Origin of the sequence: Gordonia hongkongensis, from assembly GCF_023078355.1 — a bacterium.
Taxonomy (GTDB): Bacteria; Actinomycetota; Actinomycetes; order Mycobacteriales; family Mycobacteriaceae; genus Gordonia; species Gordonia hongkongensis.
Genome location: NZ_CP095552.1, coordinates 532,844 through 557,524, shown reverse-complemented (window position 1 = coordinate 557,524; position 24,681 = coordinate 532,844). Strand labels below are relative to the sequence as shown.

General features: G+C 68.1%; 22 protein-coding genes. 14 read left to right on the top strand and 8 right to left on the bottom strand.

Annotated features, from left to right (window positions below):
- Position 1 precedes the first annotated feature (1 nt).
- Both MVF96_RS02455 and MVF96_RS02450 read right to left on the bottom strand, forming a co-directional pair.
- Positions 2-1,396 carry a GntP family permease gene (locus tag MVF96_RS02455; RefSeq protein ID WP_068969847.1) on the bottom strand — a complete coding sequence of 465 codons (1,395 nt, stop codon included), beginning with the start codon at positions 1,394-1,396 and terminating at the stop codon, positions 2-4.
- Positions 1,396-1,914 carry a gluconokinase gene (locus MVF96_RS02450; RefSeq protein WP_137808655.1) on the bottom strand — a complete coding sequence of 173 codons (519 nt, stop codon included), beginning with the start codon at positions 1,912-1,914 and terminating at the stop codon, positions 1,396-1,398. The genes MVF96_RS02455 and MVF96_RS02450 overlap by 1 nt, the downstream gene beginning before the upstream one ends.
- A gap of 125 nt (positions 1,915-2,039) precedes the next feature.
- Here MVF96_RS02450 and MVF96_RS02445 point away from each other — a divergent pair, with 125 nt between their 5' ends.
- Positions 2,040-2,759 (top strand): FadR/GntR family transcriptional regulator, encoded by a 720-nt coding sequence (locus MVF96_RS02445; protein ID WP_137808656.1) that lies wholly within the window; start codon positions 2,040-2,042, stop codon positions 2,757-2,759.
- On the opposite strand, the gene MVF96_RS02440 is transcribed toward MVF96_RS02445, so the two are convergent.
- Together MVF96_RS02440 and MVF96_RS02435 are read right to left on the bottom strand one after the other, a co-directional pair.
- Positions 2,756-3,781: an aspartate-semialdehyde dehydrogenase gene (locus MVF96_RS02440; protein ID WP_247451094.1), complete on the bottom strand. Its 1,026-nt coding sequence runs from the start codon at positions 3,779-3,781 to the stop codon at positions 2,756-2,758. The genes MVF96_RS02445 and MVF96_RS02440 overlap by 4 nt on opposite strands.
- Before the next feature lie 2 nt (positions 3,782-3,783).
- The gene (locus tag MVF96_RS02435) at positions 3,784-5,049 is read right to left on the bottom strand and encodes an aspartate kinase (protein WP_247451092.1); all 1,266 of its coding nucleotides are present in this window, start codon (positions 5,047-5,049) and stop codon (positions 3,784-3,786) included.
- Positions 5,050-5,197: 148 nt separating this feature from the next.
- Here MVF96_RS02435 and MVF96_RS02430 point away from each other — a divergent pair, with 148 nt between their 5' ends.
- Positions 5,198-6,499 (top strand): mannosyltransferase family protein, encoded by a 1,302-nt coding sequence (locus tag MVF96_RS02430; protein WP_137808658.1) that lies wholly within the window; start codon positions 5,198-5,200, stop codon positions 6,497-6,499.
- A gap of 282 nt (positions 6,500-6,781) precedes the next feature.
- On the opposite strand, the gene MVF96_RS02425 is transcribed toward MVF96_RS02430, so the two are convergent.
- Positions 6,782-7,444, bottom strand: a complete 663-nt coding sequence (locus tag MVF96_RS02425) for a TetR/AcrR family transcriptional regulator (protein WP_211538697.1) — start codon at positions 7,442-7,444, stop codon at positions 6,782-6,784.
- A gap of 121 nt (positions 7,445-7,565) precedes the next feature.
- On the opposite strand from MVF96_RS02425, the gene MVF96_RS02420 reads away from it, so the two are divergent.
- From MVF96_RS02420 to MVF96_RS02405, 4 genes are all read left to right on the top strand, one after another.
- Positions 7,566-9,182 (top strand): MFS transporter, encoded by a 1,617-nt coding sequence (locus MVF96_RS02420; protein ID WP_247452042.1) that lies wholly within the window; start codon positions 7,566-7,568, stop codon positions 9,180-9,182.
- Positions 9,183-9,222: 40 nt separating this feature from the next.
- On the top strand, positions 9,223-9,801 hold the full coding sequence (locus MVF96_RS02415; protein WP_247451090.1) for a nitroreductase family protein: 579 nt from the start codon (positions 9,223-9,225) through the stop codon (positions 9,799-9,801).
- A 59-nt stretch (positions 9,802-9,860) separates the two neighbouring features.
- Complete coding sequence (locus MVF96_RS02410) at positions 9,861-10,766, top strand: glycoside hydrolase family 16 protein (RefSeq protein ID WP_247451088.1); 906 nt, start codon at positions 9,861-9,863, stop codon at positions 10,764-10,766.
- A 161-nt stretch (positions 10,767-10,927) separates the two neighbouring features.
- On the top strand, positions 10,928-12,316 hold the full coding sequence (locus tag MVF96_RS02405; protein ID WP_247451086.1) for an IS1380 family transposase: 1,389 nt from the start codon (positions 10,928-10,930) through the stop codon (positions 12,314-12,316).
- A 321-nt stretch (positions 12,317-12,637) separates the two neighbouring features.
- Here the strand turns inward: MVF96_RS02405 and MVF96_RS02400 are convergent, their stop codons facing one another.
- The gene (locus MVF96_RS02400; RefSeq protein ID WP_065632074.1) at positions 12,638-14,041 is read right to left on the bottom strand and encodes an MFS transporter; all 1,404 of its coding nucleotides are present in this window, start codon (positions 14,039-14,041) and stop codon (positions 12,638-12,640) included.
- Positions 14,042-14,398: 357 nt separating this feature from the next.
- Between MVF96_RS02400 and leuA the strand changes: the two genes are divergently transcribed.
- The 6 genes from leuA (at position 14,399) to MVF96_RS02370 (ending at position 21,125) form a co-directional block, all read left to right on the top strand.
- A complete protein-coding gene (gene leuA, locus MVF96_RS02395) occupies positions 14,399-16,249 on the top strand; it encodes a 2-isopropylmalate synthase (protein WP_137808662.1) in 1,851 nt (616 codons plus the stop codon).
- Positions 16,250-16,352: 103 nt separating this feature from the next.
- Entirely contained in the window at positions 16,353-17,372 is a 1,020-nt protein-coding gene (locus MVF96_RS02390; RefSeq protein ID WP_159369912.1) for an LLM class flavin-dependent oxidoreductase, read from the top strand.
- Positions 17,373-17,582: 210 nt separating this feature from the next.
- On the top strand, positions 17,583-17,903 hold the full coding sequence (locus MVF96_RS02385) for a putative quinol monooxygenase (protein ID WP_065632076.1): 321 nt from the start codon (positions 17,583-17,585) through the stop codon (positions 17,901-17,903).
- 171 nt (positions 17,904-18,074) lie between these two features.
- Positions 18,075-19,268: a thiolase family protein gene (locus MVF96_RS02380; RefSeq protein WP_247451084.1), complete on the top strand. Its 1,194-nt coding sequence runs from the start codon at positions 18,075-18,077 to the stop codon at positions 19,266-19,268.
- Positions 19,261-19,926 (top strand): TetR/AcrR family transcriptional regulator, encoded by a 666-nt coding sequence (locus tag MVF96_RS02375; protein WP_247451082.1) that lies wholly within the window; start codon positions 19,261-19,263, stop codon positions 19,924-19,926. The genes MVF96_RS02380 and MVF96_RS02375 overlap by 8 nt, the downstream gene beginning before the upstream one ends.
- Positions 19,927-19,973: 47 nt before the next feature.
- Entirely contained in the window at positions 19,974-21,125 is a 1,152-nt protein-coding gene (locus MVF96_RS02370; RefSeq protein WP_058251055.1) for an acyl-CoA dehydrogenase family protein, read from the top strand.
- 68 nt (positions 21,126-21,193) lie between these two features.
- Here the strand turns inward: MVF96_RS02370 and MVF96_RS02365 are convergent, their stop codons facing one another.
- On the bottom strand, positions 21,194-22,075 hold the full coding sequence (locus MVF96_RS02365; RefSeq protein WP_065632079.1) for a LysR family transcriptional regulator: 882 nt from the start codon (positions 22,073-22,075) through the stop codon (positions 21,194-21,196).
- 103 nt (positions 22,076-22,178) lie between these two features.
- On the opposite strand from MVF96_RS02365, the gene trxA reads away from it, so the two are divergent.
- The gene (trxA, locus tag MVF96_RS02360; RefSeq protein WP_058251053.1) at positions 22,179-22,541 is read left to right on the top strand and encodes a thioredoxin; all 363 of its coding nucleotides are present in this window, start codon (positions 22,179-22,181) and stop codon (positions 22,539-22,541) included.
- Between the two features lie 75 nt (positions 22,542-22,616).
- On the top strand, positions 22,617-23,609 hold the full coding sequence (locus MVF96_RS02355) for an EamA family transporter (protein WP_247451080.1): 993 nt from the start codon (positions 22,617-22,619) through the stop codon (positions 23,607-23,609).
- Here MVF96_RS02355 and MVF96_RS02350 read toward each other — a convergent pair.
- Positions 23,598-24,680, bottom strand: coding sequence for an alpha/beta hydrolase (locus MVF96_RS02350; RefSeq protein WP_058251051.1), 1,083 nt, complete (start codon positions 24,678-24,680; stop codon positions 23,598-23,600). The two genes, MVF96_RS02355 and MVF96_RS02350, sit on opposite strands and share 12 nt — an antisense overlap.
- Between the last annotated feature and the right edge of the window lies 1 nt (position 24,681).

Here is a 24,681-nt window from a genome sequence, read left to right as displayed (position 1 = left end):
CTCAGATGACCAAGCCGAGTGCGAGTACCACGATCAATCCGGTCACCGAGAGGACCGTCTCCATCATCGACCAGGTCTTGAAGGTCTGTCCGACGGTCATCCCGAAGTACTCCTTGACCAGCCAGAAACCGGCGTCGTTGACGTGGGACAGGAACACCGACCCGGCACCGATCGCCAGGACGACCAGCGAGAGTTCTCCCGAACCCATCCCGTCGACCAGGCCCAAGATCAGCGACGACGCGGTGATCGTGGCAACGGTCGCCGATCCGGTCGCCAGGCGGATCAGTGCCGCGAGCGTCCAGGCCAGCAGGAGCACCGAGACGTTCGCGCCGGTCGCCCAGTCGGCGAGCAGGGTGCCGATGCCGGTGTCGACGAGAACTTCCTTGAATCCGCCACCCGCGGAGACGATCAGCAGGATGCCCGCGATCGCGGGCAGGGCCGCGCCCGTGCATTTGGAGATCGTCTCGCGGTCCATCCCGGAACCACGGCCGAGGGTGAACATCGCGACGATCACCGCGATGAGCAGCGCGATGAGGGGCGTGCCGAGGATGTCGAGGACCTTGCGCACGGGCTGGTCCTCGTCGGCGATGAAGATCTCGGCGAGTGCCTTGCCGAGCATCAGCACGACGGGCAGCAGGACGCTGAACATGGTGATCGCGAAGGACGGTCGCTTGGTGGTCGGGCCGTCGGACGGATCGACGTCGAAGGTCGTCGGGGCCTCGACCGTCACCCATCGCCCGGCGAGCACGCCGAAGAGCGGCCCCGACACGATGATGGTCGGGATGGCAACCAGCACACCGAGTCCGAGTGTCATGCCGAGATCCGCGCCGAGGGCGTCGATCGCCACGAGCGGGCCGGGATGCGGCGGGACGAACCCGTGCATCGCCGACAACCCGGCCAGTGCGGGGATGCCGATCGGTATCAGGCCGAGACCCGAGCGTCGGGCCACCAGGTAGATCACCGGCATCAAGAGAACGAGACCGATCTCGAAGAACATCGGCAGACCGATGATGGCGCCGACGAGCGCCATCGCCCACGGCAGCATCCGCGGTGAGGCGTGACCGACGATCGTGTCCACGATCTCGTCGGCACCACCGGAGTCGGCCAGCAGCTTGGCGAACATGGCGCCGAGTGCGATCAGGATGCCGACTCCCGCTGCGGTGGTGCCGAATCCGGCGGTGAACGACTCGAGGACCGTCGGGATCGACTCACCCGCGACGATGCCGACGGTCGCGCCGCCGCCCACCAACGCGAGGAAGGGATGGACCTTGGCGATCGTGATCGCCACGACGATGACGGCGATACCCGCCAGCGCCGCGACGATGAGTTGCCAGCCGGGCGCGACCGGCTGCGGCAGATCTGTGCTCGCGGCGAGAATCGTGGTGGTCGGCGACATCAGTTCTCCTCGGCGTCGAGATCGGAACTGTTCGAGAGGGCCTCGACCAGTTCGTCGATGATGGCGTCCACGCTCTGGTCCACGTCGACGGTCAGGCCGCGTTCGTCGGGGGTCAGCTGTTCAAGGGTCTCGAACTGCGAGGCGAGCAGGGCCGGTGGCATGAAATGCCCCGGGCGTGATGCCTGCCGTCGCGAGATGACCTCGACCGACCCGGCCAGATGCGCGAACAGCGTCGTCGGTGCGTGATCACGAAGAAGGTCGCGGTAATGCCGTTTGAGCGCGGAGCAGCTCATGACACCGCCGTCGGCGTGTTCGGCGAGCCAGACGCCGATCGACTCGAGCCAGGGTCGGCGGTCGTCGTCGTCGAGCGGTTCTCCCGCCGACATCTTGGCGATGTTCTCGGCGGGGTGGAAGTCGTCGGCGTCGGCGAACGGCACCCGCAGGCGCTGTGCCAACGCCGCCCCGACGGTCGACTTCCCGGACCCCGACACCCCCATGACGACGATCGGCGATCGCATGTTCACTCCTCACCACGCTGTGCTGCTGATCACGTAGGCTGCCTCAATAGTAATACTTTTGCAAGCCCTCGCGACCATTAAGTACGCACATTTGTCCGTACCTCGATGAATGAGAAGATGAAACGGTGAGTCAGGGCACACGGAGCACAGGCGAGCGGCACGACGAGATCCTCGCGGCCATCGGCCGACGCATCGTCTCGGGAGCGCAGCCGGCCGGCAGCGTGCTGACCCTCGACGCCATCAGCGCCGACCACGGGGTGTCGCGGACGGTATCCCGCGAGGTGATCCGGGTTCTCGAGTCGATGGGCCTCGTCGAATCCCGGCGCCGCGTCGGCATCACGATCCAGCCGCGGACCCGATGGAGCGTGTTCGACGCCCGGCTGATCCGCTGGCGCCTCGACGGCGCCGACCGCGCCGAGTTCCTCGCCACCCTCTCGGAGCTACGACGCGGCTTCGAGCCGGTGGCGGCGGCCCTCGCCGCCGAGCGCGCGAACGAGCACCAGTGCCGCATCCTGGCGGCAGCCGTGTCGGACATGTCGGTACACGGGCGCAACGGCGACCTCGAGTCGTACCTGCTGGCCGACAAGGTCTTTCATCGAACGCTCTTGGAGGCCAGCGGCAACGAGATGTTCCGGTCGCTCACCGGGGTGGTGAACGAGGTCCTCGCCGGCCGCACCCACCACGGAATGATGCCCGCGACACCGAATCCGGTGGCCATCGCACTGCACGACGACGTCGCCAGAGCAATACGCCTCCGCGACCCGGAGGTCGCGGAGGCGTCGATGCGCGCGATCATCACCGAAGCGGCGGCTGCTGTATCGCCCCCGCCACCTGAGGTGCTCTAGACGAGCAGCTCGGCGATCTGAATCGTGTTGAGGGCAGCGCCCTTCCGGAGGTTGTCCCCTGAGACGAACAGCGCGAGACCGCGGCCGTCCGGAACACCCGGGTCCTGCCGGATCCGGCCGACCAGCGAGGCATCCTTGCCGGCGGCGGCCAGTGGCGTCGGCACGTCCGCGAGCTCCACACCCGCTGCGCCACCGAGGATCTCCTGTGCACGTGCCGCCGACAGCGGGTTCGCGAACTCCGCGTTGATCGACAGCGAGTGGCCGGTGAACACCGGCACGCGTACGCAGGTTCCGCTCACGAGCAATCCGGGCAGCCCGAGGATCTTGCGCGACTCGTTGCGCAGCTTCTGGTCCTCGTCGGTCTCACCCGAACCGTCGTCGACGAGCGAACCGGCGAGCGCCACGACGTTGAACGCGATCGGCGCGACGTATTTGTTCGGGGCGGGGAAGTCCACGGCGGAACCGTCGTGCACGAGCTTCTCCGCGTCGCCGGCGACCGCACGCACCTGGGTGGCCAATTCGTCGACACCGGCCAGACCGCTACCCGAGACCGCCTGGTAGCTCGAGATGATCAGTCGCTGCAGGCCCGCCTCATCGTGGAGCGGCTTGAGGACCGGCATGGCGGCCATCGTGGTGCAGTTCGGGTTGGCGATGATGCCCTTGGGCGGGTTCTTGGCCAGTTCGCCGTTGACCTCCGAGACCACCAGCGGCACATCGGGATCCTTGCGCCAGGCCGACGAGTTGTCGATGACGGTCACGCCGGCCTCGGCGAACCGCGGCGCCTGTTCGCGCGACATGGTGGCACCCGCCGAGAACAGCGCGATGTCGAGTCCGGACGGGTCGGCGGTGGCCGTGTCCTCGACGACGATCTCGCCGTCGCCCCACGGCAGCTTCTTGCCCGCCGAGCGCGAGGACGCGAAGAAGCGCACCTCGTCGGCCGGGAAGTTGCGCTCCGCCAACAGGGTTCGCATGACGGCGCCGACCTGACCGGTCGCGCCCACGACTCCGATACGTACGCCCACTGCTATCGCCCCGTTCCGGCGTAGACGACGGCTTCTTCTTCGCCGCCGAGATCGAAGGCGGCGTGCAGAGCGCGCACCGCGTCGTCGAGTTCGGTGTCCCGGCACAGCACCGAGATCCGGATCTCCGAGGTGGAGATCAGCTCGATGTTCACGCCGGCGTCGCTGAGGGCCTCACAGAAGGTGGCCGTGACGCCGGGGTGCGACTTCATGCCCGCGCCCACGAGCGACACCTTGCCGATGTGATCGTCGTAGAGCAGATCGGTGAACCCGATCTCGGTCTGCAGCTTGGTGAGCTTCTCGACGCCGAGCGGCCCGAGCTCGCGCGGCAGGGTGAAGGTGATGTCGGTCTTGCCGGTGTCGACCTTCGAGACGTTCTGCAACACCATGTCGATGTTGATCTCGGCGTCGGCCACGGCGCGGAACACCCGCGCGGCGTAACCGGGCTTGTCGTCGAGGCCGACGACGGTGATCTTGGCCTCGCTGCGGTCATGTGCGACGCCGGTGAGAATGGCTTCTTCCACGGGGATGTCCTCCATCGATCCGGTCACAATGGTGCCGGGTTTGGTCGAGTACGACGAGCGCACGTGAACGGGAACGTTGTATCGGCGCGCGTATTCGACGCACCGCAGCATCAGCACCTTGGCGCCACAGGCAGCCAGCTCGAGCATCTCCTCGAAGCAGACGGTGTCGAGACGGCGGGCGTCGGGCACGATCCGCGGATCGGCCGAGTAGACGCCGTCGACGTCGGTGTAGATCTCGCAGACGTCGGCTTCGAGCGCGGCCGCCAGCGCGACCGCGGTGGTGTCGGAGCCGCCGCGTCCCAGTGTGGTCACGTCCTTGGTGTCCTGCGAGACGCCCTGGAAGCCGGCGACCAGCACGATCTTGCCCTCGTCGAGTGCGCTGCGAACGCGCCCGGGCGTGACGTCGATGATCTTGGCCTTGCCGTGGCTGCTCGTCGTGATGACACCGGCCTGCGATCCGGTGAACGACTGCGCCTGCGCGCCCATCGAGCTGATCGCCATCGCGACGAGCGAGTTGGAGATCCGCTCACCCGAGGTCAGCAGCATGTCCATCTCACGGGCCGGCGGCGCCGGGTTGACCTGCTGGGCGAGGTCGAGGAGCTCATCGGTGGTGTCGCCCATCGCCGACACGACCACGACGACGTCGTTGCCCTGCTTCTTGGTCTCGACGATCCGCTCGGCGACGCGACGGATGCGTTCGGCCGTTGCGACCGAGGATCCGCCGTACTTCTGCACCACGAGGGCCACGTCGAGTTACCTCCCGCCGGCCAGTGTGCCGGTCGATAGACGTCAACTTGCCGGGACAACCTTACCGGGACCGCCGCGACCGCTCTGACCTGGTCTCCGCCCCACCCGACGGGACCGGACCGAGGTGATCCGCCCTAGGATCGCTCGCGTGGCCTCCCCAACCGACGTCGGTGACACCGGAACCGGTCCCGTCGGTACGAACAGCTACGGCCGTCGACTGGCGTCGATGACCCGCGGCTATTTCGGTCCGCTCGGTTCGTCGCCCGCCGCGGTCCGTGGTCATCGCTGGTGGCTCGACGCTCTCCTCGTCTTCCTCGTCATCCGGGCCGTCGGCATCCTCGTCCTGGCCCGCTTCGCCGATCTCCGCGGCACCACGCTGGGCGACTCCCTGGCGGTCTGGGACGGGCAGTGGATGATCGCGATCGCGACCCACGGCTACGACGGCGTGCCCTACACGCTCACCGACGCCCGGGGTCTGCACACCGTCGACACCGCGTACGCCTTCTTTCCCGGTTACCCGTACCTGGTGGGCTTGATCGCGAAGCTGCCGGGCCTGAGTCCCTTCGGTGCGGCGATCACGGTGAACCTGATCCTGGGATGCGTGGCGGCGATCGGTGCAGCACGTCTCGGAATGGTGTGCGCCCGACTCATGGCACGACGGTCCCCGATCGGCCCGGCACCCGAACGCGGAACCGGACTGTTCCTGGTGGTGCTCTTCGCGGCGACGCCGATGTCGATCGTGCTGAACATGGCCTACACCGAGGCGCTGTTCTGCGCGCTCGCGGTGTGGGCGCTGGTGGGGGTCCTCGAGAAGCGCTGGCTCCTCGCCGGCGTCGTCGCGGGGCTCTGCGGGCTGTGCCGGCCGACGGCGGCGGTCCTGATCGGGGTCGTGATGCTCGCCGCCCTCGTGTTCCTGTGGCAGGCGCGCGGCACCGACGTCCCGAGAGCGGCACGCGTTCGCGCGGTCGTCGCCATCGTCATCAGCCCGCTCGGTTACCTCGCCTATCTCTGCGTGGTGTGGGCGCACACCGGGTCGCCGACCGGGTGGTTCCGCATCCAGACCGAGGGCTGGGACACCCAGTTCGACTGGGGCGTGGCCGCTTTCGAGTTCATCAACGAAATGCTCGTCCATTCGGCCGAGATCGCCCCCGTGGCCACGTCGTGGATCGTGCTGAGCACGCTGGTGATGCTGGGCGTCGCCGTCTGGTCACGGGTGCCGTGGCCAGTCCTGCTCTACGGTTCGCTGCTGGTCGCGCAGATCGTGCTGTCGAGCGGACTGATGATGAGCCGGCCCCGGTTGCTGCTGCCCGCCTTCGTCCTGCTGATCCCGCTGGCGATGGCGCTGGCGCGGATGCGGCCGGTGGTCGCGGGACTGATCGTCGTGCCGATCGTGGTCGGCAGCTCGTGGTTCGGCGCGCACATGCTCACCGTGTTCCCCCACGCCATGTGACAACCGCTTGCCCTGCTCCCCGAGGAGCGCGACCCCTCTACCCCAAAGCGCGACGAGCGGACCCCCTCTGCTCCCTGAGGTGCGAGGAGCGATAGCGACGAGCCTCGAAGGGCCTGGTGAGATGCCGTGCGAGACCCTTCGAGGCTCGCTACGCTCGCACCTCAGGGAGCAGGAGACGACCCGCTACGCTCGCACCTCAGGGAGCAGGAGACGACCCGCTACGCTCGCACCTCAGGGAGCAGAAAAACCCTCTTCGCTCGCCTCTCAGGGAGCCGAAGGTTGTCACACCGCCGACGCCGCGAATCCCAGGCAGAGGTAATCGATTCCGGCGTCGAGGCGCGCACGGGGATCGAGCAGCCGGCCGGCATCGCGGCGGCCGGCTAGGCGGGCGAGATGCGACGGGACTTCGACCTCGGACTCCCCCGAGATCACCTCGGCCAGTCCCGCGGACGGCAGCAGGGCGTCGTCGTGGAGCAACTGATCGCTCACCGCGACAAGGGCGACGCCGTGGACGAAGCTCCAGACCGACAGCGCCATGTCGGTGGCGCGTTCGATGCCGACGCCGAGCTCGAGGAATCCGGCCGCCAGCCAGTCGAGGCACGCCAGGGAATCCTCGCCGTAACTGTGTCGGGGCGACGAGTAGGCCAGGACCACCCACGGATGCCGGGTGTAGAGGTCCCAGTCGACGTCGACGGCGACGGTGACCCGGGCACGCCACCCGGGCTGGGTGTCCACCGGGTACGGGAACCGCCGGCCGACCTCGGTCGACATCGCCTGCAGCAGCGCGTCCTTGTCCTCGACGTGGCGATACAACGACATGGCCCCGACCCCGAGCTTCTCGGCGACCCGCCGCATCGACAGCGAGCCGATCCCGGCATCGTCGGCCACGGCGATGGCGGCATCGACGATCGTCGCCGTCGACAGTTTTGAGGTGTCGGCCGTCACGTTCTCGTTCCTCCTGCTCAGGGCGGGAATAATTCGATTGCGTACAGCGTACTCATCCCCGTACGCTGACCCGCGTACACCGTACGCGTAGGTAGCTGCCGTCTGCCGCGAAGGAGGAATGATGTCCGCCCAGCTCGACCCGTCGAACCGGCTCCGCCCGACCACCTCGGGTACCGCCGACCGGCGAACGTGGCTGGGACTGGCCGTGCTGACCCTGCCGGTGTTCCTGGTCTCGATGGACGTCTCGGTGCTGTACCTCGCCATCCCGTCGATCACCGATGCACTCGCGCCGTCCGCAGCCCAGCAGCTGTGGATTCTCGACATCTACGGCTTCCTCATCGCCGGGCTGCTCATCACGATGGGCAATGTCGGTGACCGCGTCGGCCGTCGACGCATCCTCCTCGCCGGCGCCGCCCTGTTCGGCATCGCGTCGGTCATCGCTGCTTTCGCACCCTCGCCCGAGATCCTGATCGCGGCGCGCGCCCTCATGGGCATCGGCGGTGCCACCCTGCTGCCCTCGAGCCTGTCGCTCATCGCCAACATGTTCCCCGACGCCCGCGAGCGCGGGCGCGCGATCGGCGTGTGGACCGCGGCGTTCGCCGGCGGCAGCGCGGTCGGTCCGGTCATCGGAGGCGTTCTGCTGCACCACTTCTGGTGGGGCGTGGTCTTCCTCATCAACGTCCCGGTGCTCGCCGCACTGTTCGTCTTCGGGCCGCGCCTGATCCCCGAGTACCGGGCCGCGACGAACGACCCGTTCGATGTCGTCGGCGTCGTGCTCTCGATGGCCGGAATCCTCCCGCTCGTCTATGCCGTCAAGACGGTCGCGAGCGAAGGCGCCACGACCGGCGTGGTGGTCGCCGGAGTGGTGGGTGCCGCGCTGCTCGTCACATTCCTGCTGCACCAGCGCCGGGTCACGTCACCGCTCCTGGACCTCAAGCTGTTCGGCAATGCGCAGTTCAGCGGAGCGGTCGCCGTTGCGCTGATCGGCATGATGGCCCTCGGCGGCATGTCGTACCTGACCGGCGTCTACCTCCAGTCGGTCATGGGCCACGATGTCCTGGCCGCGGCCATCGCCGGCCTCCCGATGGCCGTCGCGGTGGCGGTGTTCTCCATCGGCGCGACCCGGGTCGCCGCGTTCCTGGGCACCCGGCTGGCCTTCGTGGGTTCTGTCGGCCTGGCCGCCGCAGGCAATCTCGGCATGCTGAGCCTCGGCACCTCGACCCCGGTCTGGGTGTACGTGCTGTGCACGACGATCGCGGGCGTCGGCTACGGCATCCAGTTCAGCCTGGTGTCGGTCGTGGTCGTCGGCTCGGTGCCGCCGGAGCGGTCGGGCGCCGCGTCGGGCATCTCGGAGACGAGCTTCGAGCTCGGGACCGCGATGGGCCTGGCCCTTCTCGGATCGCTGGCCACCCTCGTGTTCCGACACGGCGACCGGGGTTGGTCGTTCGGCGACACCCTGGGCGAGACCCTGCACCGGGCGACCGACATGGGTTCGGCCGGAGAGGGGTTGGCCACCGCCGCGAAGCAGGCCTTCGTCGACGGCATGCACGCGGCGTCGCTGGCGAGCGGTCTCGCGCTCCTTGCACTCGGCACGGTCCTGCTGTTCGTGATGCGCGACGAGCCCACCGATCCGCAGGCCGAGGTCGCCGAGGTGCAACTTCCCGACGGTGCTGATTCGGTCCCGCTCGCTTCGCTCCCGGCGACCGGTCCCGTCGGCGTCGCACGCACCGACTCCTGACAGCGAGCCCGGCGATCGCCGCGCCACTACCCTCGGGCGGATGCACGAACTCATCTCGGGCCGCCGCAGCGCCCGCGGCTACGATCCGTCCTCGACCATCTCGCTCGACGACGTCACCACGATCGTCGACGCCGGGCGCTGGGCTCCCACCTGGGGCCGGGTGCAGCCGGTGCGCTTCATCGCGGGACTGCGCGGCGACCCGACGTTCGACGCCCTCGCCGGCGTCGTGACCCGGGGGAACTCGGGGTGGGCGCCGCGCTCGGCAGCCCTGATCCTGGTCTGTACCACCGATGACCCCGACGACGCGAAGGCCCACACGTACGGGGCCGTCGACTGTGGACTGGCGGTGGCGCAGATGATCCTGCAGTCCGAGGCCCTCGGCTTCAATGCCCATCCGATGGCCGGTTTCGACGCCGAGGCAGCCCGGGACATCTTCGGGATCCCCGCCGACAAACGACCGCTGGTGCTGCTCGGAGTCGGCGCGCTCGCCGACCCGGCGTCCCTTCCCGAGGAGATCCGCGCCCGCGACGAGAAACCCCGCACCCGGCTCCCGCTGTCCGAGGTCGCGTTCGCGGGCCGCTGGGGACGTCCCGCGTTCCCGGACTCCGCAGGCGCCTGACCGGCGAATGTGACGAACGAGGCATATGAGACAGAAGTGACGTGTGGTACTTGTTCTCCATGACTGTCACACCTCAACCTCGAGGACTCCTCCGCCGACTGGGAGCGCACCTCGCGCCCGTCGCCGCCGTCACCGCACTGACAGCCGCGGCAGCACTGTCCGTGCCGGCGGCCGCCCACGCCGACGAGCCGTTCAGCCTCGAATTCGATGGCGCCGCCGGCACTCTCCCGTCGGCGCTGCAGCACGAGACCGGCGCCGGCGGCTGGGGCAACAACGAGGTGCAGAACTACACCGCCGATCGGCTGAACTCGCGACTCGACGGCAACGGCAACCTGCTCATCGAGGCGCGCCGCGCGGCGACCGGCGGCTGGACGTCGGCCCGGCTCACCACCAAGGACAGCTTCGAGTTCACCTACGGGACGATCTCCGCGCGCATCTCCCTGCCGCAGGGTCGCGGGTTGCACCCGGCGTTCTGGCTGCTGGGGAGCGACATCGACTCCGTCGGGTACCCGGCGGCCGGCGAGGTCGACATCGCCGAGACGATCAACACCTCCGACTGGGTCCACGTGGGCGTGCACGGCCCGACGACGCTGGGCACCGCGATGGGATCACTCGATCTCTCGCTCGCCGATCTCCTCCCCGGACTGCCGCTGCCGGGACCGCTCGCCGGCCGCTGGGAGCGGGGCCACGACCTCACCGGCATCGATCCGGGCGACTTCCACGTCTACGCGGTGACCAAGTCGTCGTCGCAGATCCGTTTCACCATCGACGGGAACGCGGTCTACACGATCAACCGCTCCTCGCTCACCGGCGACGAACGGTGGGTCTTCGACAAGCCGATGTACGCGCTGCTCAACGTCGCGGTCGGCGGCATCTGGCCCGGGCCCCCGTCGTCGACGACTCCGAGCCCGGCAACCATGACGGTCGACTGGTTGCGCTACACGCCGTCCACCCCCGCGCCCTGAGCTGAGGAGCGCCCGGAGCTTGCGGAAGCCGTGGCCCCCTCCGCTCCCTGAGCCTGGATCCGTGGATGGGTGCGGGGTGTCGATGACAAGAAAATGCCCTCTGAGCTGGAATGATTGGTGGTGTTGAGACAACAAAACAAACCAGTCAAAAGGCATTTTCAGTGAAAGTATCGCACACGTTCTCCGCCGAGTCCGCGGTCTTCGACGACGACAACCTGGTGTCGCACGCCGGGCTGGTACCGGTCATGAGAGTGGCCGAGTCGACCGGGTTGGCCGCATCGCTGGGCGACCGGGTCGATCTCGGTACCACCCAGGTCGCCTCCGCCGGGGCCAACCTCGAGGCGAAACTGTTGACCGTGATCGCCGGATTGTGTTGCGGCGCTGACAGTATCGACGACCTCGGAAGGGTCCGCAGTGGTGGGCACCCCCGCCTGTTGTACCGCGTGTACGCCCCAGCCACGATCGGGCAAACGCTGCGCGAGTTCACCCCCGGACACGCCCGAGCACTCAACGCGGTGATGACCCACACATTGCCGGCGATGTGCGCCACGGCGGGTCTGCTGCCCACCGACGGGTCCCAGGTATTTGTCGACATTGACTCACTACTACGCCCGGTCTACGGCTACCAGAAAGAAGGCGGCTCCTACGGGCACGCCAAAATCGCCGGGCGTGAACTCCTGCGCAAAGGGTTGTCCCCACTAATCGCCACCCTGTCCGCAGCCGGGCATCCACCGGTGATCGGCAACGCCTGGCTACGCGCCGGGCGCACCGCTTCCGGTAACGGGGCAGCGAGAATGATCGCTGAAACCCTGACCACCGCACGCCGCTGTGGGGCGAGCGGGGAGATCACCGTGCGCGGCGACGCCGCCTATGGCACCGCCGCGGTGATGCGTACCTGTCAACGCCTCGCAGCGACGTTCTCGCTGGTCCTACGCACCAATACCGCGATCACCCGCGCCATCACCGCGATCGGCGACGACGCCTGGACCCCGGTGCACTATCCCGGGGCGGTCACCGACCCCGACACCGGCGAACTGATCTCTGACGCCGAAGTCGCCGAAACCACCTACACCGTGCAACCGGACTCCGCCCAGCCGGTCACCGCGCGACTGATCGTGCGGCGGGTCACAGCCCACCACCCCGCCGGCACCGACACGTTGATGCCCGCCTGGCGGTACCACTCGTTTTTCACCAACACCACCGACGACACCGTCACCGCCGACATCATCCACCGCCGCCACGCCATCATCGAAACCGTGTTCGCCGACCTCATCGACGGACCGCTGGCGCATCTGCCCTCCGGACGGTTCGGTGCTAACGCCGCCTGGCTGGCGCTGACCGCGATCAGCCACAACCTGATGCGTACCCTCGCCGCATTCACCAACACCCCCAGACTGCGTGCCGCGCGGGGCGCTACGCTGCGCCGCACCCTCATCGCGATACCCGCCCGACTAGCCCGACCAGCACGAACACCGGTGCTGCACCTACCCCGACACTGGCCCACCCAACACGCCTTCACCACCCTGTGGGCCGCGGCCAACACCACCTGACCTGACGTCGCCACCCGCCCACCCACGACCAAGGAACCCCAGTGAAAAGGCTGACACAGGTCAGCGAATACCACACGCCCACAACACAATCAGGCGATCACGCGCCCCAACCCCACCCCACCTGAACTCCTTCCACGGATCCAGGCTGAGGAGCGAGCTTGCGAGCGTCACGAAGGGTCTTGGCGAGACGAGTTGCGAAGACCCTTCGTGACGCGCCCTCCGCAAGCTCCGGGCGCTCCTCAGGGAACGGGGTGGCAACAACTCCGCCCCGAGCCGACAGGCCCGGGGCGGAGTTCTTGTATACGGTTGCGGGACAGTAGCTTACGCGACCAGCACCTGCTCGTCGTCGGTGACCGACGCCCGCATCGTCTTGTCCTTGGTCTCGACGATCTTGATCGTGCACACGACGCTGAGTGCCGACAGACCGGCGAGCAGGACACCCACCCAGATCGCACCGGGACCCGCGATCAGCGGGGCGGCGATCAGCGGCGGGATGGCGCCACCGAGGATGCCGGCCAGGTTGTAACCCATCCCCGCACCGGTGTAGCGGTACCGCGCCTCGAACAGTTCGGGCAGAAGCGCACCGGCCGGACCGTAGGCGATGCCGAAGATCAGCAGCGTCCCGAAGAGTCCGACCACGAACGCGAAGCCGCCGCCGATCTCCAGGATCGGGAACAGCACCAGCGCCCAGGGGATCGCGACGCTGCACGAGGTGAGGATGACCCGGCGACGACCCACGCGGTCCGACCACACCGCCGACGCCGCGGTCGACAGTCCGAACACCACGGCCGCGCCCATCCCCGCGGTCAGCACGAAGGTCCGCGACAGTTCCAGTGACTTGGTGCCGTAGTTCGTGAGGAACGCCGTGCCCATGTAGAACAGCGAGAACAGGCTCGCCAGCGCGCCGCCGGCGATGAGGATCTCGCGCCACTGGTGGCGGAAGGCGTCGAGGAACGGCAGTGCCGGACCGTCGACCACGGGACCGTCGATTGCCCTGCGCTGCTGGGCTTCTCGGAACACCGGCGTCTCCGCGACCGCGAGCCGCACCCACAGCCCGACGGCGACGAGCGCGAAGGACAGGATGAACGGGATGCGCCAGCCGTAGTCGAGGAAGGCCGAACTGGTCTCGCCGAGCGTCAGGCTCGCGATGAGGAACGTCAGGCTCGACAGGAAGAACGCGAAGGCCGGGCCGAGTTGCGGGAACATCGCGTACAGCCCCCGCTTGCCCGGTGGGGCGTACTCGGCGGTGAGAAGCGTTGCGCCCGCCCATTCGCCGCCGACGGCGAAGCCCTGCAGGAACCGCAGGAAGACGAGGAGGATGGGCGCCGCGATGCCGATCCCGGATTCGGCGAAGCCGAACACGCCGGTCTCGTAACCGGGGAGAAGACCGATCGCGACCGTCGCCAATCCCATGATGAGCAGGGTCCACACCAGGGTGCGTTTACGGCCGATCCGGTCGCCGAAGTGACCGAAGAGCATCGCGCCGACCGGCCGCGCGAAGAAGGCCACGGCGAAGGTGGCAAAGGACGCGATGGTCCCGGTGACCTCGTCGGCGGCCGGGAAGAACACGGTCGGGAACACCAGGGCGGCGGCGGTGCCGTAGATGAAGAAGTCGTAGAACTCGATCGTCGTGCCGATGGAACTCGCGGCGGCCACGCGTCGAAGGCTCGTGCGTTTACCCTCCGGCGGTTCGGTCACCGGCGGTTCGGCGGGGATGGTCGTCACTGGCGTTAGCCCTTTCTGCAGACGGCCGCGTCGGGGTGGCGGCTCGAGATCCCGGGCATCATCGGTCCGGGTGCCCCTGTCCGCCGCTCGGATGATTTGGGTCACTCCGGCTGCGCGGTGAGAGGCATGTCATAGTCTGGAGCCCGTGTCGGTGAGGCGGCACCCCCCGAAGAGGGGGACGTCATGACCCGGCCTCACCTGCAGCTTTGGCCACCTCGTCGCCGGGGAGTACAGTCGAGCGCATGCAGCGCGCACTCCTCCTCGGTTGCCGCGGCGGGGTCTGAACCGACCGGCCCTCCGTCGCGGGGCCTCATGACGCGCCGGTCACTTTCCTTCCACACACGGAGAATGACCACCATGGCACCAGCAGACAGCTTCACTTCCGGCGCCAGCCGAATCGTCGAGCCCGCGGGCCCGATTCCCGCCGGACAACCCTCATGGAACCCGCAGCGCAGCTCCGCGATGCCGGTTCATCGTTATCGACAGTTCGCCGACGAGGTCGAGAAAGTGGCGGTTCCCGACCGCACTTGGCCCGACAAGGTCATCACCACCGCCCCGATGTGGTGCGCGGTCGACCTCCGCGACGGCAACCAGGCACTCATCGACCCCATGAGCCCGGCACGCAAGCGCCGCATGTTCGACCTCCTCGTACGGATGGGTTACAAGGAGATCGAGGTCGGCTTCCCGTCGGCCAGCCAGACCGATTACGACTTCGTCCGCGAGATCATCGAAGACGGCGCCATCCCCGACGACGTGACGATCCAGGTGCTGACCCAGTGTCGTGACGAACTGATCGAGCGCACCTTCGACGCCTGCCGCGGCGCGGCCAACGTGATCGTCCACTTCTACAACTCGACGTCGGTCCTGCAGCGTCGAGTCGTGTTCCGCGCGGACAAGGCGGCGATCACCAAGATCGCGACCGACGCCGCACACAAGGTCCTCGAGGTACAGCAGAACTACCCGGACACCAACTGGCGGTACGAGTACTCGCCGGAGTCCTACACGGGCACCGAGCTGAGCTTCGCCAAGGAGGTGTGCGACGCGGTCACCGAGATCATTGCCCCCACCCCGGAGCGCCCGATGATCATCAATCTGCCGGCGACCGTCGAGATGGCCACTCCCAACGTCTACGCCGACTCGATCGAGTGGATGCACCGCAATCTCGCCCGGCGCGACTCGGTCATCCTGAGCCTGCACCCCCACAACGACCGCGGAACCGCCGTCGCCGCAGCCGAACTCGGCTACCAGGCGGGCGCCGACCGTATCGAGGGCTGCCTGTTCGGCAACGGCGAGCGCACCGGCAACGTCTGTCTGGTCACCCTCGGCATGAACATGTTCAGCCGCGGCGTCGACCCGCAGATCAGCTTCTCCGACATCGACGAGATCCGCCGGACGGTCGAGTACTGCAACCAGCTCAACGTCCCCGAGCGTCATCCCTACGGCGGCGACCTGGTCTACACCGCGTTCTCGGGCAGCCACCAGGACGCGATCAACAAGGGCCTCGACCAGATGAAGGTCGACGCCGACAACGCCGACTCCGACGTCGACGACATCACCTGGGCCGTACCGTATCTGCCGATCGACCCCAAGGACGTCGGCCGCAACTACGAAGCGGTCATCCGCGTCAACAGCCAGTCCGGCAAGGGCGGCGTCGCCTACATCATGAAGGCCGACCACGGCATGAACCTGCCGCGGCGCCTGCAGATCGAGTTCAGTCGCGAGATCCAGAAGATCACCGACGGCGAGGGCGGTGAGGTCAATCCCAAGGAGATGTGGGATGTCTTCGCGGAGAACTACCTTCACCCGGTGTGGCCGCTGGAGCGGATGCGCCAGAAGGTCGACGCCGCCGAGGTCGACGGTGGCGACGACCACATCACCGCGGTGGTCAAGGTCGAGGGGAACGAGCGCGAGATCTCCGGTTCGGGCAACGGTCCGCTGGCTGCCTTCGTCGACGCGCTGGGCGCCGTGGGCTACGACGTCCGCGTCCTCGACTACAGCGAGCACGCTCTGACCGCGGGCGGCGACGCCAGCGCCGCGGCGTACGTGGAGACCGAGGTCAACGGCGAGACGGTCTGGGGTGTCGGCATCGCGTCGTCGATCACCACCGCCAGCCTGCGCGCGGTCGTCTCGGCGGTGAACCGCGCTTACCGGGTCACCTCGGTTCCGGTCGCCGACGGCGAGGCCGCCCCGGGCACCTGGGCGCCCTGACCCTCCCCTTCGAAGACCCGATTCCGTCCCGTCGATCGCGCCGATCGGCGGGACGGAATCGTTCTGACGGGAACAAAACGGACCAGAGTTTCATTTAGAGGGCATGAAGAACATCGGTTTCCTGTCGTTCGGTCACTGGTCGGACGCCCACGGGTCCCAGGTGCGGTCCGGCGCGGACACGCTGCTGCAGTCCATCGACCTCGCGGTGGCCGCCGAGGAGCTCGGCGCCGACGGTGCGTACTTCCGCGTCCATCACTTCGCACGGCAACTCGCATCGCCGTTCCCGTTGCTCGCCGCGATCGGCGCGAAGACCAGTCGCATCGAGATCGGCACCGGGGTCATCGACATGCGCTACGAGAACCCGCTGTACATGGCCGAGGACGCCGGCGCCGCGGATCTCATCTCCGGCGGCCGGCTGCAGCTCGGGATCAGTCGTGGGTCCCCCGAGCAGGTCATCGACGGCTACAAGTACTTCGGGTACGTCCCGCCCGAGGGGTCGACCGACGCCGACATGGCGCGCCAGCACACCGAGGTGTTCCTGAAGGTGATCGAAGGCGGCGGATTCGCCACGCCGAACCCGCGCCCGATGTTCCCGAATCCCCCGGGTCTGCTGCCGATCGAGCCGCAGGCGCCCGGTCTCCGCGACCGGATCTGGTGGGGCGCCGGCTCCCGCGCCACCGCGGAATGGACCGCTGAGCAGGGTATGAACCTGATGAGTTCGACGCTGCTCACCGAGGACACGGGGGTACCCTTCCACCAGTTGCAGGCCGAGCAGATCCAGCGGTTCCGCAAGGCCTGGGCCGATGCCGGACATCCGCGCGAACCGCGAGTGTCGGTGAGCCGCAGCATCTTCGCCATTGTCGACGACCGCGACCGCGCCTACTTCGGCCGCGGCGGCGCCGAATCCGATCAGGTCGGCGTCATCGACAACAGCGTCGCCCGCTTCGGACGCAGTTACGCGGACGAGCCGGACAAGCTGATCGAGCAGTTGCGCGAGGACGAGGCGATCGCCGCGGCCGACACTCTCCTGCTGACCGTGCCGAACCAACTCGGTGTCGAGTACAACGCGCACGTCCTCGAGTCGATCCTCACGCACGTCGCGCCGGCTCTCGGCTGGCGCTGACACCGCGTTACGCACACCTCGTCGGCCCCGTCGGCCGCGCCGGTCCTCCCGCGCGCAGCCGTTCGGGGCCGGCGTTCTTGCGCAGGGTGCCGAAATCGCCACATCGAGACGACTCGCTGACCTAACGTCACCGGGGTGTCCGGTGTCCGAGGGACATCACCGACGAGTTGTCGAGACACACGCCGAGCCCCACGCGAACGGAGAGCCCCCATGTCCGAAGTGATCGTCGTCGCCACCATCTCCCCCAAGCCCGGAGAAGAACAGGCGGTGCGGGAGGCCGTGCTGGCTGCGATCCCCGAGGTGCACGGCGAGCCGGGATGCGGGAAATACGCGTTGCACGAGGCCACCGGCGACTCGACCGACCTGGTGATGATCGAGCGCTGGGAATCGATGGAGGCCCTCGCGACCCACGGCGCCGCCCCGGCGCTCACCACGCTGGGCAAGGCCATCGGCGGACTGCTGGCCGGCCCCCTGGACGTCCGGACATTCACCGCAGTTCCCGCAGGTCAGCCCGACAAAGGCACCATCTGACACGTCACGACGCCGCCCTCACCCGTCCACCCGGGTGAGGGCGGTACCCATTTCTGCGGGTGCTTGCTGTTGATTCCGCCACCGAGCGCGTGCTAGACCGGTATAACGATCGTTAGATAAAGTGAGCCGCGCTTACTGCTGCGCTGGTCCCCGCTCCCGAGAGGAACCCTCATGCCCGAAGCCGTCATCGTCGACGTCGTACGCCTCGCGTCCGGAAAGGGGAAGCCCGGGGGCGCGCTGTCGGAGACCAAGCCCGTCGAGTTGCTCGCACACGTGCTGCGCTCGCTGGTCGAGCGCAACGATCTCGACCCGGCCCTCGTCGACGATGTGATCGGCGGTTGCGTCGGCCAGGCCGGTGAGCAGGCCCTGAACATCTCGCGGACCGCCCTGCTGTCCGCCGGCTTCCCCGAGTCGGTGCCCGCGACGACCGTCGACCGTCAGTGCGGGTCGAGCCAGCAGGCCGCGCACTTCGCCGCGCAGGGCATCATCGCCGGCGCCTACGACGTGGTGATCGCCGCCGGCGTCGAGTCCATGAGCCGCGTCCCGATGGGCTTCACCACCGCCGGAAAAAGCCCCTACGGTCCGAGCATCGCCGCGCGCTACCCCGACGGCCTGGTGAACCAGGGCATCTCGGCCGAACTGATCTCGGCCAAATGGAAGTTCGATCGTGACACCCTCGATGCCTTTGCCGCCCAGTCGCATCAGCGTGCTGCGGCAGCCGCCGCCGAGGGATTCTTCGACCGCGAGGTGCTGCCGATCGATGTCGCCGACGCCAACGGCGACATCGTCACCCACCGCGTCGACGAAACGGTTCGCGCGTCGACCACCGCCGAGGGACTGTCCGGCCTGCGCCCGTCCTTCTACACCGAGGACACCGCCGCACGCTTTCCCGACATCAACTGGCTCATCACCCCGGGCAATTCCTCGCCGCTCACCGACGGGGCCTCCGGCGCGCTCATCATGAGCGATGTCATGGCGTCGAAGCTCGGCCTGACCCCTCGTGCGCGTTTCCACTCGTTCTCGGTCGCCGGCGACGACCCGATCTTCATGCTCACCGCACCGATCCCGGCCACCCACAAGGTCCTCAAGCGGGCCGGCCTGTCCATCGACGAGATCGACACCTATGAGGTCAACGAGGCCTTCGCTCCGGTGCCGCTGGCCTGGGCCCACGAGTTCGGCGCCGACCCGGCGAAACTGAATCCGCGCGGTGGCGCGATCTCGCTCGGCCACGCACTCGGCTCCTCCGGCACCCGACTGCTGTCGACGATGGTCAACCACCTCGAGGCCACCGGCGGCCGGTACGGCCTGCAGACCATGTGCGAGGGCCCGGGCATGGCCAACGCCACCATCATCGAACGTGTCTGAGGCGGCGCGGCCGGCTCCCACCCGGAGGCTGACGATCGAGACCGAGGGCCTGGACTGGCGGGAGCGCGAACCGGTGCCGCTGCCGGCCACCCTCGTCGCGGCCAAGCACGCCTTCTACGAGCGCGGTTATCACGGCACCTCGATCCGTGACATCGCCTCGCGGGCAGGCGTTTCGCTGCCGACGCTCTACTACCACCACGACAACAAGCTCGGCATCCTCGTCGAACTGCTCGAGGCCGCGATGACCTCGGTGCTGGCGTGGGTCGGCGCGGCCATTCAGTCCGGCCGGACGCCGAGCGAGCAGCTGTCCAATGCCATCGAGTCGATCGTCCTGCACATGACGAGCGATCTCGAACTCGCCAGCGTTGCTCACGAGTTCCGCCATCTGGACTCCGACGATCCGCGACGTGAGACCTACGTCGCGATGCGCACCGAGACCGAGGACCTGCTCGCCGATGTCATCGCGCGCGGTGTCGAATCGGGCGAGTTCTCGTTCGAGGAGGACGTGAAAGACGTCCTGCGCTACCTCTTCGGCGCGTGCCAGGCGGTCACCACCTGGTATCGCCCCTCGGGTGCCCGGACACCGGCCGAGGTCGCGGCGTCGTACGCCCTGATCTCGCTGCGCGTCGTGGGCGCGCAGGGGCACACCGACGACTGATCACCGAACGACACCGAGTACAGACTCACTCACGAAAGGGAGAAGCCATGAAACGCACCATCTTCGAAGACGAGCACGAGGCCCTGCGGGAAACCGCGCGGCAATTCCTGCAGCGCGAATGCGCCCCGTACACCGAGGAGTGGACGCGAGCCGGTCAGGTCGATCGCATCGCCTTCAAGAAGGCCGGTGACGCAGGTCTTCTCGGATTCAACATCCCCGAGGAGTACGGCGGCGGCGGTGCCATGGACGACTTCCGGTTCAACGCCGTGGTGGTCGAGGAGTTCGCGAAGTTCGACGGCGCGGCACCCGGCCTCAGCCTGCAGAACGACGTCGTCGCACCGTACTTCGTGCACCTCGCCAACGACGAGCAGAAGAAGCGCTGGATGCCCGGGATCGCCACCGGCGAGACGATCCTCGCCGTCGCGATGACCGAGCCGGGCGCGGGCTCCGACCTGGCGGGCATCAAGACCTCGGCCAAGCTCGAGGGCGATCACTATGTCCTGAACGGCAACAAGACGTTCATCTCGTCGGGCATCAACTCCGACCTCGTGGTCGTGGTCTGCCGGACCAACCCCGATCCCGAGGCGGGCCACAAGGCGTTCTCGCTGCTCGTCGTCGAGCGCGGCATGGAGGGCTTCGAGCGCGGCCGCAAGCTCGACAAGATGGGCCTCAAGGCCCAGGACACCGCCGAGCTGCACTTCAACGACGTGCGCGTCCCGGTCGAGAATTTGCTCGGCCAGGAGGGCATGGGCTTCTACCACCTCATGCAGAACCTGCCGTCGGAGCGGCTGTCGATCGGCATCGGCGCCATCGCCGGTGCGCGTGCGATCTTCGACGAGACCCTGCAGTACACCAAGGACCGCAAGGCCTTCGGCCGTCCGATCGGCACCTTCCAGGCGAACCGCTTCAGCCTCGCCGAGATGGCGACCGAGCTCGACATCGCCGAGGTCTACATCGACCGCTGCCTGCAGGGCGTTCTCGACGGCGAGCTGAACGCCGTCGACGCCTCGAAGAACAAGTGGTGGTGTACCGAACTGGCCAAGCGCGTCATCGACAGCTGCCTGCAGCTGCACGGCGGCTACGGCTACATGAACGAGTACCGCGTCGCCCGCGCCTACACCGACGCGCGTATCCAGACGATCTTCGGTGGCACCACCGAGATCATGAAGGACATCGTCGGCAAGAGCCTCGGCGTCTGAGTCCTCGACATCGTCCACAGCCCGGGGCCACGCCCCGGGCTGTGTGCGTCATCCTGGCGCGGCGGCGGTCAGCCCTGGTCTGCGCCGACGCCGCGCAGGTGGTCGACGACCTGCTGCACGGCCGCTCGCGAACGTGGCCGGGCGAGCGCCTCGTAGACCCGTGCGGCACGAACACCCTTGAGCACCAGCCGTTTCACCCCCGGGTGGCGGACGGCGAACCGCGGCATCAGAGCGATGCCGTGCCCATGGGCCACCAGTGCCTCGATCGTCGTGAAGTCCAGCATCCGCTGGGTCACCCGCGGCGCCACCCCGGTCGCCGCCGAGATCGACAGCAGCACATCGTCGACCGGGAAGCCGCCTTCGACGCTGATCCAGTCGTGATCGGCGAGTTCCGTGACCGCGACCTGGTCGCGCACGGCGAGTTCGCTGCCGGCGGCGACGATCACGTCGACGGGTTCACGCATCAGCTCGGTGACCCGGACCCGCGGGACGTTGATCGCCGGGGTCCGTTCGTCGCGGTGGGTGACCACGATGTCGTGGTCGGCGAGAGCCGGTGCCGCGTCGTGGTATCCGACGTCGAGATGGACCGCGTGTACGTCGATGCCCGATGCGGTGGCCCGCTCCAGGACCGCCGGCAGCAGCAGGGTCGCACCGGACGGGAACATCGCCAGTCGGACCCGGGCCTTGCCCGACCGATACGACGACATCTCCTCCTGCGCCCGATCCACCGCCGCGATCACGTCATCGGCGCGCAGCACGAGCGCACGCCCCGCCTCGGTCAATCGGATTCGGCGGCCATCGGGTTCGAACAACGCGACACCGGCCTCCTCGGCCAGGACCTTCAGCTGTTGCGACACCGCCGACGGGGTCATGTGCATCGCCTCGGCGACCGCGCCGATCGACTCCCGGTCGGCGAATTCCCGCAGCAGCCGCAGACGCCGGACTTCCATGCGACAACGGTACTCAGGCCCACGTCGTCGTCAGGCGGTGCCGTGGGTCACGGCATGACCTCCGGGGTGGAATGTCCGAGCGGTCCGATCCGTTGGTGGGGGCATGGCATCACAAGACATCACCCTGGAAACCTTCGAGGACACCATCGCCTCGGACGGCATCGTCCTCCTCGACTTCTGGGCCGGCTGGTGCGGCCCGTGCCGGCAGTTCGCGCCCGTCTTCGAGAAGGCCTCCGAAGCACACTCCGACATCGTGTTCGGCAAGATCGACACCGAGGCCGAGCAGCAACTCGCCGGCAGTCTCGGAATCCGTTCCATCCCGACGCTCATGGCATTCCGGGACGGGATTCTGGTCTTCAACCAGCCCGGTGCACTGCCTGCGGCTCAGCTCGAAGAACTGATCGGCGCCGTCGAGGGTCTCGACATGGATGACGTGCGGGCGAAGGTCGCCGCAGCACAGGAATAACCCTTCAGGAAAACTGATTAGTTATTCCGGTTAAATTCGATTGTCCTTCACATCGTCCACACCGACGATGGGCCCATGTCCACTCGTGATCGCCTCCTCGCGTTGTTCGTCGTCCTGCTCTGGGGACTGAACTTCATCGCGATCCGAGTCGGGCTCGATCACTTCCCACCGTTCTTCCTCGCCGCGATGCGATTCGCGGTGATGGCGATACCGGTCATGCTGTTCGTGCGGTTCCCGAAGGTGCGCCTGAAGTGGTTCCTGCTGTACGTCGCCGGCTTCGGCAGCGTGCAGTTCATCATGCTGTTCCTGGCCATGGATCTGGGCATGCCGACCGGGCTCGCCTCGCTGGTTCTCCAGACCTCGGCGCCCTTCACGGTCATCCTCGGCGTGCTGTTCCTCCGAGAACGGATGACGGCCGGACAGATCCTCGGCCTGGCGGTCGCGGTTCTCGGCATGGCGGTCATCGCGATCGACCGGATGCGCGGCAGCGACCTCGGCGTGGCCGCTCTGCTCCCGATCGGTCTCACCGTGCTCGGTGGTCTGAGCTGGGCAGCGGGCAACATCGGGGGCAGACTCGCCCGTCCCGACGACTCCCTGCGGATGACGTTGTGGATGGCCGTCGTCGCCACTCCGCCGCTGTATGCGGTGAGCCTGATCGTCGAGGGACCCTCCGCCGGCTTCGACGCGCTGGCCACGCTCGGTACCGAGAGTGGACTCCGTGCCCTGGGTGGCCTCGCCTACCTCGCGATCTTCGGCACCGTCATCGGTGCGGGTCTGTGGACCACGCTGCTGGGACGCAACGACGCAAGCCGGGTGTCGCCGATGTCGCTGCTCGTGCCCGTGGTTGGGATCTCGGCAGCATTCTTCGTTCTCGGCGAAGTCCCCAGCGTCGGGGAGATCGTCGGTGCGGTCATCGTCGTCGCGGGGTGCGCTGCTGGGGTGATGGCCCGGCCGCGAACCCGTAGGCGCCCGACCGTTCCAGGTGCCACGCAGACGCCGGCCGATTCCGTGTCGGCGGTGACGGGCGCTCGGGAGGGCGCCGGAACACCGGTGCGCTCAGGCGGCTGAGCTGGACCCGGCCGGCGGAAGGGCCTCGCGCACCACCGCGCACAGACGGTCGACCGCGGCCCGGGCCCCCGGACTGATCAAGGTCATGTTGACGAACCCGTGGATCATCGCGCCCTCTCGCCGGACCGTGACCGGCACGCCGGCCTCCTCGAGCCTGCGCGCGTACGCGAGGCCCTCGTCACGCAGCGGGTCGAAGCCGGCGACCATGACATGCGCGGGCGGGAGACCGCTGAGATCGTCGGCAAGCAGTGGCGAGCAGCGCGGGTCGCTCCGCTGCGCGGCGTCGGGCAGGTAGCGATCGGTGAACCAGCCGATGCCGTCGGCGGTGAGGAAGTACCCCGACGCGAACTCCCGGCGCGAGGGTGTGTCGGCGGCCTGGTCGGTCACCGGGTAGATGAGCAGCTGGAAAGCCGGGGTGACCGCTTCGCCACGGACCTCCCGGGCGACGACGGTCGCGAGATTTCCGCCCGCGCTGTCACCGGCGACGACGATCCGCGCCGGATCGAGACCCCACCGCGGCGCCACCTCGACGGCGAAGCGCCACGCCGCCACCGCGTCCTCGACGGCCGCGGGGAACGGGGCGTCGGGGGCCAACCGGTAGTCGACGGAGAGCACGTCGAGGCCGGTGCCATGTGCCAGACGCCGGACGAAGGTGTCGTGGCTGATCCGGCTGCCGGTGACGAAGCCGCCGCCGTGGAAGTAGACGAGCAGCCCGGCCGAGTCGGTGGTGGAGCGATACCGGGTGGCCGGGATCGGGCCGGCGGGTCCGTCGATGACGAGGTCCTCTTCCACCGCCATGGGAGGCAGCGCCTCGGCCATGGCGGCGCCGACCTCGTCGGTCTGCGCACGCGACTGCGCCACCTCGCCCTGGAAGGGATTCAGCCCGGGCACGTTGTCGTTGGCCCAGCCGATCGCGGCAAGCTCGGGGGCGACCCGCTCACCGTCGGAGTTGACCGGTGCCCGTCGCCCCAGAACGGCCAACGCTCCGGCCGGGATTCGTGCGACGGCGAGCAACAGTCCGCGTTGCACTCGGGCGGGCAGGGACAGGCGCAGATGGGTGTCGCGACTCACA